Origin of the sequence: Natronococcus pandeyae, assembly GCF_008122205.1 — an archaeon.
GTDB lineage: Archaea > Halobacteriota > Halobacteria > Halobacteriales > Natrialbaceae > Natronococcus > Natronococcus pandeyae.
Genome location: NZ_PHNJ01000007.1, coordinates 1 through 17,325, shown reverse-complemented (window position 1 = coordinate 17,325; position 17,325 = coordinate 1). Strand labels below are relative to the sequence as shown.

General features: G+C 62.1%; 14 protein-coding genes. 6 read left to right on the top strand and 8 right to left on the bottom strand.

From position 1 onward, the window contains the following. Positions 1-840: 840 nt before the first annotated feature. A complete protein-coding gene (locus CV102_RS13855; RefSeq protein ID WP_148858607.1) occupies positions 841-1,572 on the bottom strand; it encodes a hypothetical protein in 732 nt (243 codons plus the stop codon). 552 nt (positions 1,573-2,124) lie between these two features. On the opposite strand from CV102_RS13855, the gene CV102_RS13850 reads away from it, so the two are divergent. Then, positions 2,125-5,541 (top strand): hypothetical protein, encoded by a 3,417-nt coding sequence (locus CV102_RS13850; protein WP_233710687.1) that lies wholly within the window; start codon positions 2,125-2,127, stop codon positions 5,539-5,541. Between the two features lie 217 nt (positions 5,542-5,758). On the opposite strand, the gene CV102_RS13845 is transcribed toward CV102_RS13850, so the two are convergent. Continuing rightward, positions 5,759-6,880: a guanosine monophosphate reductase gene (locus CV102_RS13845; protein WP_148858606.1), complete on the bottom strand. Its 1,122-nt coding sequence runs from the start codon at positions 6,878-6,880 to the stop codon at positions 5,759-5,761. Positions 6,881-7,180: 300 nt separating this feature from the next. Then, positions 7,181-7,465 (bottom strand): VOC family protein, encoded by a 285-nt coding sequence (locus CV102_RS26605; RefSeq protein WP_233710705.1) that lies wholly within the window; start codon positions 7,463-7,465, stop codon positions 7,181-7,183. Between CV102_RS26605 and CV102_RS26600 the strand changes: the two genes are divergently transcribed. From CV102_RS26600 to CV102_RS13820, 4 genes are all read left to right on the top strand, one after another. Further along, positions 7,424-7,558 carry a hypothetical protein gene (locus CV102_RS26600; protein ID WP_233710701.1) on the top strand — a complete coding sequence of 45 codons (135 nt, stop codon included), beginning with the start codon at positions 7,424-7,426 and terminating at the stop codon, positions 7,556-7,558. The two genes, CV102_RS26605 and CV102_RS26600, sit on opposite strands and share 42 nt — an antisense overlap. Positions 7,559-8,500: 942 nt before the next feature. Then, positions 8,501-8,848, top strand: a complete 348-nt coding sequence (locus CV102_RS13830) for a cupin domain-containing protein (RefSeq protein ID WP_148858604.1) — start codon at positions 8,501-8,503, stop codon at positions 8,846-8,848. Between the two features lie 255 nt (positions 8,849-9,103). Beyond that, positions 9,104-9,766, top strand: coding sequence for a hypothetical protein (locus tag CV102_RS13825; RefSeq protein ID WP_148858603.1), 663 nt, complete (start codon positions 9,104-9,106; stop codon positions 9,764-9,766). Between the two features lie 286 nt (positions 9,767-10,052). Further along, the gene (locus CV102_RS13820) at positions 10,053-10,733 is read left to right on the top strand and encodes a helix-turn-helix domain-containing protein (protein WP_187432972.1); all 681 of its coding nucleotides are present in this window, start codon (positions 10,053-10,055) and stop codon (positions 10,731-10,733) included. A 44-nt stretch (positions 10,734-10,777) separates the two neighbouring features. Here CV102_RS13820 and CV102_RS13815 read toward each other — a convergent pair whose 3' ends face one another. From CV102_RS13815 to CV102_RS13800, 4 genes are all read right to left on the bottom strand, one after another. Beyond that, positions 10,778-11,980: a M20 family metallopeptidase gene (locus tag CV102_RS13815; RefSeq protein ID WP_148858601.1), complete on the bottom strand. Its 1,203-nt coding sequence runs from the start codon at positions 11,978-11,980 to the stop codon at positions 10,778-10,780. Further along, a complete protein-coding gene (gene thrC / locus CV102_RS13810; RefSeq protein ID WP_148858600.1) occupies positions 11,977-13,245 on the bottom strand; it encodes a threonine synthase in 1,269 nt (422 codons plus the stop codon). The genes CV102_RS13815 and thrC overlap by 4 nt, the downstream gene beginning before the upstream one ends. A gap of 486 nt (positions 13,246-13,731) precedes the next feature. Next, a complete protein-coding gene (locus tag CV102_RS13805; RefSeq protein ID WP_148858599.1) occupies positions 13,732-14,940 on the bottom strand; it encodes a S8 family peptidase in 1,209 nt (402 codons plus the stop codon). Positions 14,941-15,007: 67 nt separating this feature from the next. Further along, on the bottom strand, positions 15,008-15,559 hold the full coding sequence (locus CV102_RS13800) for a hypothetical protein (RefSeq protein ID WP_148858598.1): 552 nt from the start codon (positions 15,557-15,559) through the stop codon (positions 15,008-15,010). 134 nt (positions 15,560-15,693) lie between these two features. On the opposite strand from CV102_RS13800, the gene CV102_RS13795 reads away from it, so the two are divergent. Beyond that, complete coding sequence (locus tag CV102_RS13795) at positions 15,694-16,671, top strand: MBL fold metallo-hydrolase (RefSeq protein WP_148858597.1); 978 nt, start codon at positions 15,694-15,696, stop codon at positions 16,669-16,671. Positions 16,672-16,957: 286 nt separating this feature from the next. Here CV102_RS13795 and CV102_RS26375 read toward each other — a convergent pair. Continuing rightward, positions 16,958-17,325, bottom strand: a 368-nt coding sequence (locus CV102_RS26375; RefSeq protein WP_222863695.1) for a hypothetical protein, incomplete at its 5' end; no start/stop codon positions are given.

The following is a 17,325-nucleotide window of genomic DNA, read 5'->3' as shown; positions in this document are numbered from 1 at the left end:
CTTACACTTCCACATACAGAAAGTATTAATGAGTTCTTTGAGTACACACATCTGGTCGGAGATCCACTGTGCCTCTGACGGCAGCTCCTCCGACCCACCCTGCGAAACGTCACCTGTCAGCCACGGAGAAGCGGTGAGTTGAATCCCCACTTGCGACTCATTCGCTTTCGACGTTTGGTGTGACCACCGAGATCACTGCGGAGTTGTTCGAACCTGCTCGCTGGGGGCCGGATAGGTCTCGACAGTCTGTCGGTGTGCTTCGATTTCGGCAACTACGTCTCTTCGTTCTGCTCGATCCGTGAGGTCCTCTCGCGGCTTCAACCGTGGGATTCCTCGCGGCTGAGTCAGGCTCTGCCGCCATCCTGAAGACGAGTATCCTCCCTCAGAGACTTCGGTTTGTGGGTTCTGCCCTGGTCGACTGATTCCGCTGTTGCCAGCGGGATCGGTTCACTCGAGGACCCGCCTGCAGACGCCGTCGAGTCCGCGACAGAAATGGCTGGTCGCCCTCGCCTCGTCGACTGGCGCCCCCGCTGACGAATGGCGGTGCGAGCTGGCCGTCAGTTCTGGGCCGACCAGCGGGACTCTGAGGGGCCGTTCGATATCGTAGCCACTGACAGTCAGTGCGCACCCGAGCGCACGACGGGAGCGCGGTTCGGAACGTGCGCGGTTCGGAACGAACGAAGTGAGTGAGAACCGCGGAACGCGAACGGGGAGGAACGACCCGTGAGCGACGCAAGCGAGAACCCCGGACAGTGCGGTCGGTGTGCAAACCGTTTCAGTTGTTACAGGGATGCAGCGCGAAAGCCCACGACTTCAGTCGTGGGAGGAGGTCAGTACAGCTCAGTCGGAGACCTCTGAGACCTCGTGTGCGTCGAACGTCAGCCGGTATCCCGTTGCATCGGCGCACTGGTCTACGGAGAACGTAAACGTCCCCGTTTCTTCGGGATCGAGACCGAACTGGTTCACGTCGCCAGCCAGCGAGTTCCCGTTTTCGTCCGTGATTTCTCCGACGGCCTCGAACCAGAGCTGGTGATCTGCGGACCCGTTTCGCACCTCGAGATTGATGTTACAGAGGTGCGAACCCTGCCCTGACTCCCAGCTAAACTCGTGGTGAACGACCTCGAGCAGCCCCTCGAGCTCGTCGTCCATACTGATCTCTGCATCCATCTCTCCGGCCTCTGGGGGGCCATCGTCGTCGTCGTCGTCCTGGTCGTCTTCCTCTTGCTCCTCGTCACCGTCCTGCTCTGCTTCGTCGTTTTGCTCTTCGTCGCCGTCGTCCTCGTCGTCATCGGTCTGCTCATCTACGTCTTCATCGTCGTCGGTCTGTTCCTCGTCGTCTTCCTCCCGCTGTTCGTCGTCGTCCTGCTCGTCCGCCTCTTGTTCCTCGTCATCAGCCTGCTCGTCGTCATCGGCTTCTGTGGAATCATCTGTCTCGCCCTCGTCGTCGGCAAGGGTGTCGGTGTCATCCGTCCCATCCGAATCGTCATCGGATCCAGGACCAAGGGATGTACATCCTGCGAGAGCACCGGCGAGCGAGACGCCAGCCGCCTTTGTAAACAGTCTCCGATCCATACGTATAATAGAACAGGACTATTAATAACTCTATCCGATAAGAAAAGAAAGTGGCTGGGGCCCGACATTGTCCTGGAGAGTCGGTTCGCTGGTCTCGTACGGCACATGCCACGGTGGACGCCCATCCACAGAACGCGTCGCGTTCTGCTCTGCGAACGAGATACCCAGTATCCCGTCACGTTCTCGGAACTCTCCGGGCTGGGTGTGCGCGTCCGATTACAGGCCGTACACGATCTGTAACGCCGTGCAGAGCAGGGTTTGGTCGCTGAATTAAGAGCGCACCTGAAAACAATCGATGAAAAGAAGCCATCACTCAGAATTACAGTAATTCCTGAATTACTTGAGATATTAACTTTCTGCGTCTAATAAGTTAGCGTCCGTCTTTCGGATGCAGGATAAAATTCAGCATACAACAACGTTTTTATACTACGTATCATTCTATAATTAGATAATACAGTTGCGAGGACTTGAATAAGCAGATGTCATGCACTCACCAACGACAGAACCGTAGGAGCGGCCGATCCGGCGGTAATCCGGGCGTAATCAGGAGAGATGGCATTTAGCACAGAGCACGCGGTGGACGAGACGAGCAACGAGTCAGACGGTGGAAATGGGGCAACTAGCGGGAATACGCTGTATCTCGAGAGCGACGACGAGGGCCAACCGTTTCAGAACAACCGCTCGGGCATCAGACTCGAGACGACGGCGGTCGTCGACGGCCTGGAGTGTCGGCTCTCCGCAGAGACGGCGGGGATTCTGACGGCCTACCTGACGGACGATTCGGGCGAGATCCTGGAACGACAGTCGGTCGCCACGCTCGAGGCCGGCGACACCTTCGCGTTCGAGCGCGAGCTTGCGGCCGACGAGACGTACTGGATTCTCTGTGATGCTCGGGGCCGGAACTACGTTCGGGGCCGCGCGGCGGTGGAGTACCCTCTCGAGAGCGACCGCTTAGCGGTTACCCACGGCATCTACGCCGGCGACGGTGCACAGTCGAGCAGTTACCGCTACTGTATCGATCGGATCAGAACCGGCGAGACGGCCACCGAGATCGGCGACGCGCTCGACCTCGAGCGCGACGACGAGGGCCAGTCCTGGAGCGGGTTGAGCAACCAGTCCGGCGTTCGCGTACAGCCGACCCAGGCGATCACCGGCCTGGCGTGTCGCATCTCGGCGGAGACCGAGGGGCTGACGACCGCCTACCTGACCGACGACGAGGGGACCGTGCTCGACCAGCAGGCGATCGCCGAGCTCGAGGCGGGTGACGTGTTCAGCTTCGAGACCGACCTTCTGGCCGACGAGGCCTACTGGGTCGTCTGTGATGCGGAGGGCGACGACTACGTTCGGGGCCGCGCCGCGGTCGACTATCCGATCGCGAGCGACTCGCTCGCGGTGACCCACGGCATCTTTGCGGGCGACGGCGCCCAGTCGGACAGCTATCGCTACTGTCTCGACTGGATTCAGCCGACCGTGTCGGGGATGGTCGGCGCGCTCGATCTCGGACGCGACGACGAGGGCCAGTCCTGGGGCAGCCTGACCCACCCCTCCGGCGTTCGCTTCGAGGCGACCGACCATATCGACGGCCTGGAGTGTCGGCTCTCCGCAGAGAGCGAGGGGCTTGTCACGGCTTATCTGACCGATGATTCGGGCGCGGTGCTCGAACGACAGCTGATCGCCACGCTCGAGGCCGGCGACACCTTCGCGTTCGACACCGAGCTCGCGGCCGGTGGCGCCTATCGGATCGTCTGTGACGCCCGGGGGCAGGCGTACGTCCGTGGCCGAGCCGCAGTTGACTATCCACTCCAGTACGATTCTCTGGAAGTGACCCACGGCATCTATAACGGTACCGAGCAGTCCGAAAACTACCGGTACTGTCTCGATCAGATTCGTCCCGAACCCGGTGATCCGTCGCCGCTCGACGAACTCGAGAGCGGCATAAGTATGCTCGAACTCGAGCGCGAGACCGAGACGCTCGGTCTCGGGAGCGATACCGAGGGGGAAGCTGGCTACTCGGGCCGGTCCGGAGTCCGCCTGCGGACGACCGAGGCGGTTCACGGCCTCGAATGCCGCCTTTCCGGGGAGACCGAGGCGACTAGAGCCTACTTGACCGACGACGAGGGAAGCGTGCTGTCCGAGCAGTCGGTCGCCGACCTCGAGGCGGGTGAGACCGTCGTATTCAACACTGCGCTCGAGGCCGACGAGGCCTACTGGGTGGTCTGTGACGGCGGCGGCGATCCCTATACGCGCGGGCGGGCCCGTGTCGACTACCCGCTCGAGAGCGAGTCTCTCGTCGCTACCGAGGGGATCCACGGCGGCAGCTTGCGGACCTCGAGCGTTCGGTTCTGTATCGACCGCGTCCGAACGATCGAAGTGGAAGACGACCTGGCGGCACTCGATCTCGGCGCCGATACCGCGAGCCAATCCCAGTATTCGAGCCGGTCCGGGGTTCGCCTGCGGACGACCGAGGCGGTCTCCGGCCTCGAGTGCCGTCTTTCGGCGGAGACCGAGGCGAGTACGGCGTACCTGACCGACGACGAGGGGAGCGTGCTGTCCGAGCAGTCGGTCGCCGACCTCGAGGCGGGGGAGACCGTCGTGTTCACCGCCGACCTTCCGGCCGACGAGGCTTACTGGGTGGTCTGTGACGGGGGTGGCGATCCCTATACGCGCGGGCGTGCCCGTGTCGACTACCCGCTCGAGAGCGAGTTCCTCGTCGCCACCGAGGGGATCCACGGCGGCAGCTCGCGGACCTCGAGCTTTCGGTTCTGTTTCGATCGCATCCGAACGACTGCTGCCAGTCGCGGACTACTGGCAGCGCTCGACACCCCTTCTCTCGGCGTCACGACCGTCGACGTCTCCCTCGAGCCGTCGATCGACGTCGACGGCGATCTGGCCGCGGAGCTCCGTGCGTACCTCGCGAGACAGGACGAGGTCAACCACGAGTTCGTGCTCCCGATGGGTAGCTACGACTGGAACACGCAGTTCGTGCTCAACGGACCGATCCGGTACTTCGGGATCAGCGGCGATCCACGGGCGACGCTCCAAATCCAGAATCCTGACATCGGGCTCGCGTTCGAGTTCGGACGGTGGGGCAGCGACAACCCACCACAGCACGTCGTTCTGCGGAACGTCGATGTCGATATCAGCGACCAACCCGAACGAGACGCCGGGCTCATCACCGCCCACGTCGGGCGCTGCCTGATCGATAACGTCGAACTCGTCGGCCAGCGCTGGAGCCACGGCCCCGAGAGTGGCGACCGCTACACCTGCATGGTCAACACACGAGAGGAGAGCGCACTTTCGGTGATTCGGAACCTCTCCCTGCCGGATGGCGAGGTCGAGGATCCCGACGAGCCGTCGGTCGGCCATTCGATCGGTATTAGTGCCGATCCACCACACACCGGCATCGACGTCTGGACGCAGTGTTACGTCGAAGAGTTCGTCGACAACGGCTTCTACGTGCGAAACAGCCCCGGCGACAACATCATCGCTCACAGTATGGCGGTCAACTGCGGGAACGGCAACCTCCGGCTCGGAGAGGCTGACGAGGCTCTCGACTGTCGGCTCCGCCTCGATACCGGATCGGAGCAAGACTATCCCGGTGCGGGACTCTGGCTCAACGGCGGCCAGCCGATCGCCGAACGGATCGCCATCGACGCCAGCGGCGCCGACAACGACGTCGTGCGGATCAACAGCGGGGCCGACGGCGGGCAGATCAGGGGTCTCGACCTGTTCTGTGGCGTTGATGTCGTCGCCCCGACGATCCGCTGTACGGAGACCTCCGACACGGACCCGTCCGGTGTTCTCATCGAGGATTTCGCTATCGACGATACCACCGAGGCCGACTCCAATGCGAGCATCCGCGTCCGGCGCCCCGACGTCACGCTCCGCTCCGGTCTCGTCGCCGCCGAGCATCGTGAGGCGCTCGGTGGCTCCGAAGATCCAGAACTCGAGGACGTCGAGTTCCAGTGATCTCCTCCCCGCGTAACGCCCTGGCGGTGATCGCTTCGGAGAGCTGCGAGCGGTAGAGCGCGTTCTTTTTTGTTGTTGACCGAACGCTGAACCCGCCGTTCTGCTGGCCTGGATGACATCGAACGCGCGTCTCAGATCCGTTCGAGAACGCGGCTCGATCAGGTCCCCCGTGTCTGTAACGCTCTGGATGCGACCGCTACCCTGTCCGATTGTGGGCTCAGTCGTCGCTCTCGGCAGCGGTGTCCACGCGCTCGTCGGGCGTCTGTGAGTCGCCAGCGGGCCCTTCGCTGTCCACGCTGACGCCTTCCCAATCGTGATCCGCGTGGTATCCCTCGCGTTCTTTTGCGCTGGGTGCGACGCGCATGAATTCGGCCTGTTCCCGGGCGGCCGGGATCGTCCGCCCGCCACAGTAGGAGAGGCCGGACTGGATGCCGGCGCGGAACTCGGCGACGACGTCGGCGACCGGCCCCTTGTACGGTGTCAGCGCCTCGATCCCTTCGTCGGCGCGCACGTTGTTCGCCTTGTCGTCGCGCTTTTCGGCTGCGGTCGTGGTTGCCATCCCCCGCGAACGCTTGTACCGTGTTCCGTCGACCTCGACCACTGCCCCGGGCGCCTCTTCGGTGCCGGCGAAGAGACTGCCGAGCATCACGGTGTCGGCTCCCGCCATCAGCGCCTTCACTGCGTCGCCGGCGGTGCGGATGCCACCATCAGCGCAGATGGTGACACCCACATCCTCGGCGGCGGCCGCGCAGTCGTCGACGGCGGTCAGCTGGGGGACGCCGGCGCCGGCGACTTTCCGTGTCGTGCAGTGCGAGCCGGGCCCGATACCCACTTTCACGCAGTCGGCGCCAGCCGCCGCGAGATCTTCGACACCCGCGGGGGTGGCGACGTTCCCGGCGACGAGGTCGATGGTCGGGAACTCCGACCGGAGCGTCTCGACGGCCTCGAGCGTCCGCTCGAGGTGGCCGTGGGCCACGTCGACCACGAGGACGTCGACGCCGGCCTCGAGCAGGGCGCCACTGCGTTCGACGTAGTCCTCGTTGATCCCCACGGCAGCCCCGACCCGCTCGTCGGCGGCTTTCACCTGCTCGACCTGGTCGGCCTGTTCGGTCGGTGTGAGGAAGCGGTGTACGATCCCGAGTCCCCCGGCGCGCGAAAGTTCGGCTGCCAGCGCCGCCTCCGTCACGGTGTCCATCGCCGCGGAGACGAGCGGTGTCTCGAGCTCGATGGCTGGCGTCAGCGGCGCCGAGAGATCCACGTTGCTGCGGCTTTCGACTGGCGAGCGCTTCGGGACGAGGAGGACGTCACCGTAGCTCAACCCCGTGCGTAGATCGTTCATGCCCCCAACACTTCGCACCGCTCTCGCATAAATTTCCCTCTCGAGCAGCTCTCGGGCGAGACGAGCCGTCCTCGACGGCCGTTCTCGCTGCTGACCGGATACTCTGATACGGACTGTTGTCAGTCGTTGCCGGCGAAACCGCGACGGGTCTGCGGTTCCGCCGGTAAATCGGTACAACAGACCGTACGAGTTGACGATTCCGTGTCGGCACTCTGAATCAACTCCGTGTCGCCCGGCGACAGCCACGCAGGGTTACGACTCCGGGACGGCGCTCGCTGCGTGCTCTAATGCAAGTCGACGTTAGTCCAACTGTTCAACGAGTTCGACCACGTAGCCGTCGGGGCCCTCGATGAACGAGACGTGAGCGTTTGCCGCGTCTATGGTCAGCGGTCCGTCGATGACGACACAGCCGGTTTCCTCGACCATCCGCTCCGTCTCGGCGTCGGCATCGTCGACGGACACCGCGATGTGGTCGATCGTCTCGCGGTCGGGATCGGGTTCGTCTACCGGGGCGAACTTACCTTCACCATTGAGGAAGATACGGTGACGATCGGTCCGGGCGACACGTACATCCTGTACAGTCATGAGACACACGCGGCGGAGAACACCGGTGATATCCCCGTTGAGGGGGTCGACGTCTTCTGTCCACCGCGTGGCGCCGCAGACTGGATGGAGTGAACGTGCTCCCGGAGCCCGTCGATGCCGACGACCCGCTGGGGACGCTCATTGGCTCTCCGGTCGTTCGTGGGAACGACCTCCACCGACTCCGCCTCAAACTCGAGCAATCGCTCGAGACGCCAGCAGCGGTCGCTGACGATGTACCGAATTCGCGGTGCACGTCTCCCTTTCGACGGTCGATCGGGCAGCCTACGCACCGACTGCAACCCGGATTCCACAGTCGAAGAATTTGCGACCAACTCGAGATATCGTTTCGTTGCTCCACGCACTGACCGGTTCACCGTACACCGCTGCTCGAGCACTCCACCAACTCGCCGGTTGAGACGAGAGTCGTGAACTCCGGTACGCGTTGGGAACGCTCGAGCCTGCTCACTTGCTCTCCGAGCTGCTACCGACCGTCGGACAAATCGTTCATACGCTTCTCACCGTTGAGTGCCATCTGTCACAGCGCGACCTTCTGACCGGCGGACGTATCGGCACGGACGGTTTGGAGCTATCGAGACCGGCTTGAGTCCTCCGCATCGACGAGAACGGGTAGGTGACGACGACCGCCAGAAGCGGACCGAGCAGAGAGTTAACGGCGAGCCGACCGCAAACACGAAGAGCCCCCGGCTAGCCAGTGGCCACTTTTTCGGCTCACATCGTCGTGTAAGCCAATATACGTGATAACTATCTTGAAGGATTGCCTAGCGTTTCTGGAATTGGGCAGGTTTTGTGCGAGATACGCGCCGTGTATCCATCACGCTCCGAACCTACTTATTCAGAAGTTGTTAGAAATCGACTGCTGACTTCAGAGGACCGTTCATCACACGCAGTGACGTCGCATTCCTCTCGATTTCGATTCACGAAGGGGCCGTTTGCGATTGGGGCTTCATCCAAACCCGTTCATCTCCGTTCTTTGTAGAAACAGTTATTCTCCACCACAATGTGCTACCATTCACCATGGTCGGAGAGTTACAAGTAAAGTCGTTCGAATCACCCGACGAGACGGTCACATTTGACAATGGTCAAGCCAAAAGCGTGCAATTTGGGGACGGAACGTTCTGGCTGTACAGGCTCGATCCGGGCTGGAAATTTTCCAGAGATAACGCTCCCGAACTGGAAACGGAAAACTGTCCGTCTCCTCATCGGTGGTACATGCTCGACGGGAAGATGACTGTAGAAATGGATAATGGAACCCGTGAAACCCTCGAAGGGGGTGATGTCGCCTTGATCCCTCCGGGACACGATGCGTGGACGGTGGGGGACGAGCAGGTCGTCGCCTTTGAAGAAGAAGTGAGTGAGCAGTAATTCTCTTCCCTCCGTCACTGCTCATTCGCGATGCATTCGCGCTGTGTATTCAACAGAGACTGAATCCGCCCGATGAACTCGACGCTCCGTTATTTGTCGTCGTGAGGCGTACTCAATTACGATGAAAGGCAGATTCGAGTTCATATCGAGACGAGTACATCAATACGCACGACCCGAGTCAGCCGCACATTCTCGACGGGGAAAGGAACAACGGAACTATCCTCGACGGCAACCCGTCGGCACAACGGTGTGTTGATGGTACTCCTGTTGGCCGGTCTTGTCACGAGTTATCACGTTCTTTTCCGGTCGTGGCACAGAACATGGGGTGCCACGGACGAGGAGATCAGCCGACAGTTGCCGGGCGACGACCTCGTTCCTGAACCGAGCGATGAAACCACCCGCGCGATCACGGTCGAGGCACCTAGTGAGGACGTGTGGCCGTGGATAATGCAACTCGGACAGGGACGCGGTGGCTTCTACAGTTACACCCGGCTTGAAAATCTCGTCGGCGCGGATATCCACAACGTCGATCGAATCCTCCCGGAGCTTCAGGAGCTGGAGGAGGGTGATTCGATTCGCATGGTTCACGAAGAGTACTGGTTACAGAGTCCGGTTACGTCCATGACCGTGAGGCGAATCGAACCGGACCGAACGCTCGTCCTCCAGGGACACGACGGCGGGACGTGGACGTTCCATCTCGATCCGGTGAACGAGGAGACGACGCGTTTCATCGTTCGAGGTCGAAAGCCGAAGACCCGAACAGTCCTCGGGTACGTTCTCCGCTATCTGGCGTACGAACTCCCTCATTTCATCATGGAGCGTGGACTGATGCGTGGGATCAAAGGGCGCGCTGAACGCCTCGGTCAAGACAAGAGTAGTCGCTCTTCTAGTCGATGCCCATACCGTCCCAGTATCTGATCTTCTCGTCACTGGTACCAGTTCTCGAGACGAATCAAAAGAGCGTATTTTCGAGCCTTCCTTTCCGAGTGTCCCCAAGCGAACAGAGCCAAAAAATTACACCGCCCCGCCTCCCCACGCAGATTTCCAATTGAAACAGATGAAATGGAGTCACCAGATCGCGGCAACTTTTGTGTCAAACTAAAAGATTGAACGACTCATGCCGGGAGCTGGCGAACAGTACCTATAGGTTGTCCCCGTGCGATTCCGTGGCAAGGGCATGTGTGTGGAATCCGAACCAACACGAGTGACTCTGGAAGTCTGGCATCCTGGCTGCTGGACGATTGAAACCACCGAAGCGACGGACGTCGGCATTCTCGGGCGTGTCGTCTCGAGGACGACCGGAGCCCGGTCGAAGGCGTTTGTCACACTCTATGCCGATCGACGGCGTGACCTTGACGACGCCGTCGAAACGATCAGGACGTTCCCACAGGTCCATACTGCCACCGAGGTCCCCAACTCTACGCCCGAAGCGGTCGTGCAGGGATCGAAGCCCGGGAACGCGACCCGCGACCTGTTGATCGAACACGAAGCAGGCTCTCAGATCAGTGGCGCCTTTCTTTCGCGGGACTTCGTCACCGCTCAACCGGTCAACACCCATGACGGACGAGAACAATGGAATCTACTCACGATGCGGACGCGTCGAGACGTACGCGATACGCTGGACACGATCGCCACGGCACACGACGCCGAGATCACCGTCTCTAGTCTCGCCCGCACGACGAACACCGCCGGCGAAGCGCCGTTCTCGATCACGTCACTCTCTGCCCGACAGCGCGAAGTTTTCGAACTCGCTCGCGCCAGAGGCTACTACGAATGGCCGAAACAAATCTCGGGCACCGAATTAGCAGACGAACTAGACATCGCAACCGCAACCCTCCACGAACACCTCCACAAGGCCGAGGCCAAGCTGCTGGGAACGCCGTGACTCAGTCATTCGACCAGTAAGAGTGTTCCTCTCGTGACACGGACTCAATTCGACACCGATGAGTCCTCCGTCAAGAGTGTTCTCGCCGCCCGTTCGAGGATTACCAACCCAGTCTCCGCAGCAGCCAACTCGACGTATTCGTCGATGGTATGTGCTTGCGCCAAACTTCCGGGACCCCAGGTGATTGCTGGGATTCCGGCACTGTTGACGAAGTCTCGAACGTCGGTGGAAGCCTTGATCCCCCATGGCTCGGGGGAGATATCTGCCACCGCTTCGGAGTGGTCGCGAACGACCCCCGCAAGCCGGTGATCGACCGGGATTTCGGCTGAGGCGTACGTCTCGTGACGTTCCCACGTCGCAGCAATGCCGTGTTCACGATTGAGGGTGTCGATCAGTTCGGCAACCTCCTCGTCCACCTCCGTGATGGTTTCCTCGGGGAGAATTCGACGGTCAAGTGTCACGTATGCCCGGTCTGGCAGGACGGCCTTGTTTGAGTCGGCTCCCGCGACTACCTGCGTGACGGTCCCGTACGCCTGTCCGCACAATGGATCACTCCGCTCTCGGAGCCGGGCATCGTAGTCTGTAAGCGCGTCAGTGACGGGTTGGATGTGTTCGATCGGGTTCCGTCCCTGGTCGGGTCGGCTGGCGTGAGCCGGCTCTCCCGCCCAGCCGATCTCGTACCACGCCATCCCCTTCTCGCTCGTCGCGACTCGCAGTTCGGTTGGTTCGAGGACGATACCGAAATCGCCATCAAAGCCCGCCTCAAGAAGCGATTTCGTTCCGGGGGCAGCTGTCTCTTCACCAATGGCGGCGTGGATGACGATCGAGCCATCAAGCTCCCCTGACTCGATCTCGCTACGGAGGTTGTACGCCGAGAGCATGGCGATGGCGACGCCCGTTTTCATATCCACGCTCCCGCGGCCGTAGAGACGTCCGTCGTCGATAACGCCGTCGTACGGCGGGTATGTCCACTCGTCGGGGTCGCCGGCGGGGACAACGTCGAGATGACCGTTTAGCACCAGCGTTGGACCACCAGTCCCGACTCGTGCACCTACCTGCGGTCGGTCAGGATCGGGTTCTCTGAGAAGGGTCGCGTCGATGCGATGGTGATCGAACCAGTCGTAAACGTACTCCGCGCAGGCCTGCTCGTTTCCCGGCGGGTTTTCAGATTCGATGCGAACCAAGGCGGCTGCAAGCGACGACAGATCCGTCGGATACTCGTTCACTTCCGCCGGATCACGACTCACAATTCGGACCCCGAGACCTGCTCTACGCCGCCATCACTCGCACCATAGTGGGCCGCAACATCATCGAGCGTCGGTTTGATGTCGGTCACCTCACCAACCGCACGCTTCGCGCCCGCCGTGTCCTTTAGTCCGAAGCCCGTAACGACCGCCACCACTGACTCATCATCGGCGATGATCCCACGCTCCCTCGCCGCACGGATACCGGCTATCGGGGCTGCACCTGCCGGTTCAGCGTAAATGCCCTCCGTTCGGCCGAGGAGGGTCTCGGCCGCCAGAATGTCGTTGTCACTGATAGTGACCGCGGTTCCACCGCTCTCCTCGAGCGCTCGACAGGCTTTCAGCGTATTTCGCGGGCGACCCACTGCAACGGCGTCAGCGAGCGTCTCCGCAACATCGTCGATCTCGTCGTGCTCGTGGAACGCATCGTGGATGGCGCTCGCACCCTCAGGCTGTACGCCGAGCATCTGTGGCGTGTCATCGACGTAGTCTAACTCGGCGAACTCCTGGAACCCTTTCCAGCAGCCAGCAATCGTACACCCGTCACCCATCGAGAAGACGACCCAATCCGGGACCTCCTCGCGTGTCTGCTCAGCGAGTTCGTGACCGACGGTTCGTTTCCCCTCGATCTGAAAGGGATTGATCGCAGCGTTCCGATTGTACCAGCCGTAGGCGTCAGTCACCGCTAAACTCAGATCGTACGCCTCGTCGTAGCTTCCGGCCACCGCGAGGACGTCAGCACCGTAGACGCGTGGCTGCACGAGTTTCCCCTCGGGAGCGTCCGCAGGGACGAAGATGCGACAGTCGAGGCCGGCCCGTGCTGCGTACCCCGCGAGCGAGGCCGCAGCGTTTCCCGTCGACGCACAGGTGACGACATCCTGATCCGCGTGCTGGGCTTTGGTGACTGCGACGCTCGTCGCACGGTCCTTGAAACAGCCTGTCGGATTTCGGCCATCGTTCTTGATTCGGACGTTCACACCAAGTGTCTCGCTGAGTTGTGGTGCGTCAAGAAGTTCCGTCCCGCCCTCCTCAAGCGTTACCGGGGTCGCCGACGTATCGACTGGCAGGAACGCCTGGTACTTCCATTGGCTCGAAATGTGTCCGTCCAGTACAGCATCGAACTGGTCGTTGATGACATCGTAGTCGTACTTCACATCGAGAATGCCAGCCACCCCTTCGTGGTTGGGGCATGTATAGATGACTTGGTCGGGATCATACGTTGCTCCACAGAGCGTACATTCGAGGGTTTCGACGTGGTCCAGCGCCATGGTATTACTACTCAGATATGATTCGTTATGTTACTACCTGTCATTGTCGGGGATCGGGCAAACCGTTCACCGCCCGGATTGCACAAGCGGACGGCGTACATCGAGCGCCGTCCAGAGCGCGGTGATGACGCTTCTGGTGGGCGTCGTCGCGTCGAAGACCGGTCGTCCTACGTCGTGGCCGCTCGAGTTACGGAACTCCAGCGGAACTCCGAGTGTGTCTATCACGAGTGGGACCGCAGTACGAAATCGGAGAACTCTCGATCACGGACACCCAGACCGTCGATCTCGAGCGCATCGGCGACTGGGTGTCGGAACGCTGTGACGATCCGATAGTCGCGTCTTACGCTGGTAGTTCGCCAGCTTGCATCCCACGATATGGTAACTCTGGCACGAAACCGTCTCGAGACCCACGAGACACCGCTGTATCGGCCGTCGGGACGTCGAACCTGCCACCAATGGAGCGATCGCCCGAGAGAAAGCCGACTGTCAGGACGGACAACGCGGTCGCTCGACAGTGCCGTCGTCCGACTCGTACCCGTGTGCCGCCGCCACGTCGACCAGACCTCGCCCCTGGTCGGTATCGGCCCAGCCGAGATCTTCGGCTGTCTCGAGGAGTCGCTCGCGAGCGTCGGTCGGGGTGTAGCCGTCGGCCAGCAGCGTGGCGGCGGCACCCGTCACGTGCGGTGCTGCCACCGAGGTACCGCTCTGGACGGCGTAGCCGTCGACGACCGCCGAACAGACGTCTACTCCCGGGGCCGCGATGTCGACCTCGGGGCCGGTCGAGGAGAAGCCGGCGAGTTCGTCGTCGATATCCGTCGCGGCGACAGCGACGAACTCGTCGTAGGCAGCCGGGTAGCCGACGGAGTCGGGCCGGCCGTAGTTACCCGCGGCCGCGACCGGCAGGACGCCCGCCTCGAGGGCGTACTGACCGGCAGTTTGCAGCGCCGGCGACGCCTGGCCCGACCCGAGGCTGAGATTTATCACATCCCACTCCTGGTCGGCGGCGTACCGGATCGCCTCAACGATCGCGGAGGCGCGGCAGCCGCCCGCCCCGCCACAGACCTTCAGCGCGTGGAGCGTCGCGTCCGGAGCGACGCCGACGACGCCATCGTCGCCGTCCGCAGCGGCGATGGTCCCCGCGACGTGGGTTCCGTGCCCGAGGTCGTCCCCCCACGGCTGGTCACACCCCTGGCAGTCGACCCACGACTCGTGGTTAGTCTCGACATCCGGATCCGCCAGGTTCTCCTCCAGGTCGGCGTGGCCAGCGGCGATGCCGTGGTCGATGACACCGACGTCGACGCCCGCTCCCGTTGCCCCCTCCGCGTGGGCAACGTCGCCTCCGATCCGGTCGACTCCCCACGGGAGCGTCTGTGCGGTCCCGTCCCCTCGCGTGGAGACGCGCGTCAGAACGTGGTCGGGTTGGACGAACGCGACGTCGTCGCGAGAGCGCAACGACTCGAGTCGGTCCCGAGAGAAGACGCCCCGGACCAGTTTTAGCGACGTGTGCTCGGTGAGGTCGATCCGGTCGGTCCCGCTGTCCGACACGGACGCGACCGCGGCCGCGCCGTCGGCCGACCGCGTACCGACGATGTAGTGGTCCAGCCAGCGGTAGACGGCGGCTCCAACGCCAAGCCCGAGCGTGCCCGTTCCCACGGATTTCAACAGGTCACGCCGGGACCACTCGTGGCTCCCCATACGCTCGTTCTTTCCATGTCGTTGCTAATAAATCCGGAACCCGGAGACGGGCCGTCGCGCCGGAAGCCTAGTCACGGTCCAGTTCGACGTCGTCGCGGGAGTCGGCCGGTTCGGTTCCCCGTTCGTGTGGTTCGTCGGCCACCGGCTCGTGATCGTTCGCGTCGTCGGCGTGGGAGGCCGACGACGCGGCCGCGGGCGACGAATGGGTGTCGGGACGAGGGGCTCGAGCACCGGCATCCTCGACGGGTTCGGTCAGCCCGTCCCGCAGGTCGTCGCCGAAGTGCGCGCCGAACGCAGCCACGGCGGCGCCGAGCGCGATCGACACAAGCAGGGTCGCAGGATCGATCGCACCGAGTGCGGTCACCGCGGCGACGATCCCGTTTCCGATGCCCGCGCCGGCTGCGAGGATCCCGAGGTTCGCCAGGGCGGCGGCGACGCCGGCCTCGAGTAGCGGACGGTCCTCGAGCGCCATGCCAGCGAAAAACCCGCCAACGAAGAGTCCGACGAAGGAGCCGGCGACGGGTACCAGCGCCAGCCCTGCCGCTGCACCGACGGACACCGCCACGATGGCGACGACGAACCCGACGAGCGAGAACTGTATCCGCGGGCTGTCGCTCACGTGTGATTCAGTCGGCAAGTGGGGTATTGGATGTTTCCCCGCTCGACTAATCACCACCTCGACGGGGATTATTTGTCGGCATCAGGAGTTCGCAGGGTCGGGTCTTAGGAGCACGCCGACTGATCGTTTGCAGTATGTCTGACGGCCAAACGAGCGATCGTGATGGGGTCTACGTCACCGTTCTTGGAACGGGTGCGTCGGCGGTAGACAACGAACGAGCATCTGTGGGATACCTCGTTCACGTCGACGGTGAACCATCCCTGTTAATCGATGCCGGCGGCGGGACCGCTGCCCGGCTCAGCGACGTCCGGATCGATCTGACGGCACTGGATGCGGTCTGCTTCGGCCACTTGCACATCGATCACACGGCCGATTTCCCGGCGATCGTCAAAGCTGCCTACCAGCAGGGTCGCGGCGACGAGTCGCTTCCGGTGTACGGACCGTCGGGAACCGACGACCAGCTCGGGACCAAAGCGTGGGTTTCGACGCTCTTCAACGAGGGATCGGGCGCCTACGGCTACCTCTCGGAGTTCGTCGAGCGGTATGCTGACGGCACGCTCGACGTGCCGGTCACCGAAATTGATGCCGTCGCTGGCGAAGACGACGAGCCAGTACGGATGTATCAAACCGACGGTGTCTCCATCGACGCGATCCCTGTCGTCCACGGTCGGGTCCCGACGCTCGCCTATCGCGTGTCCACAGGCGGGACGTCGATCACGTTCACCGGCGATTACGCCGCCAACACGGACAACGTCCGCCAACTCGCCAGTGGGACCGACGTCCTCGTCCATCATCGGTTGCTGCCTGAAGATGCGGACGGAGCGAAAACGGAACTCCATCCGTTTCCAGACGACTGCGGTCGAATTGCTCGAGCGACCGGTGCCGAGACGCTCGCCCTCTCGCATATCGGTCGTGACGACCGGGATGCGCTCGAGTCCGAACTCGAGACCGTCCGCGACGAGTATGACGGACGGATCATCGTCCTCCGAGACCTGATCGACATCTACCCCGATGGATCAATCGTCGATTCGCGAGAGAATCCTCAGACTGGACGGCGAGAACGGCCGTTCAGAGCCCGGCAACCGGATCATCTCGTTGTTCAGCGTTACTGATATTTGCGAGGCGGATGGCAAATAGCGATCGGAGTAGTAGACGGGTCTGGTCTCGAGCGCACCTTTGATGTCGTGGGACATTCGCGCTGTGTATTCAGCAAAAACTGAACTTCCTACTCAGATTCTGTCAAAAACCATGTGCTGAATATAGAGGGTGTAGTCAGCAAAACGGCTTCATTCGCCTTCACTTCATCGCGCACCGATTGTTTGGCGATTCCAGGGAGCGCCGCCGCGTATACCCAGTGACGCGAGTTGGCGATCGATCCGCCGTTATTAGTCGAGGGCGTCACGTGAGGTATTTCGTGACAATATTCTCTAAGGGCTTGCGCGCGGGTCCATCCCCCTCGACATCGCCTGTCAGATGGATCCGGTACTGTTCATCCAGTTTTTCGACGACCAACACCCCCTCGTCGATGACGGTCTCCCAGTCCGCATCCTCCAGTTTCTCGCGGAGCGGTGTCAGTGCGACAACGCCAGTGTCCTCTTGGCGGAGGGTGGCTGCCTCGGCGTCACTGACTCGCATGAGCCGCGACTCCGGAAACGTATAGCACGTTACATCGTGGTCCTGGGCGCCAGCGTACAGCGAATCCGGGTCCGTATCTTTCCACTCGGGCCAGTGTGCAGCCAGACCGGAGTCGACAAACGCGACCACGA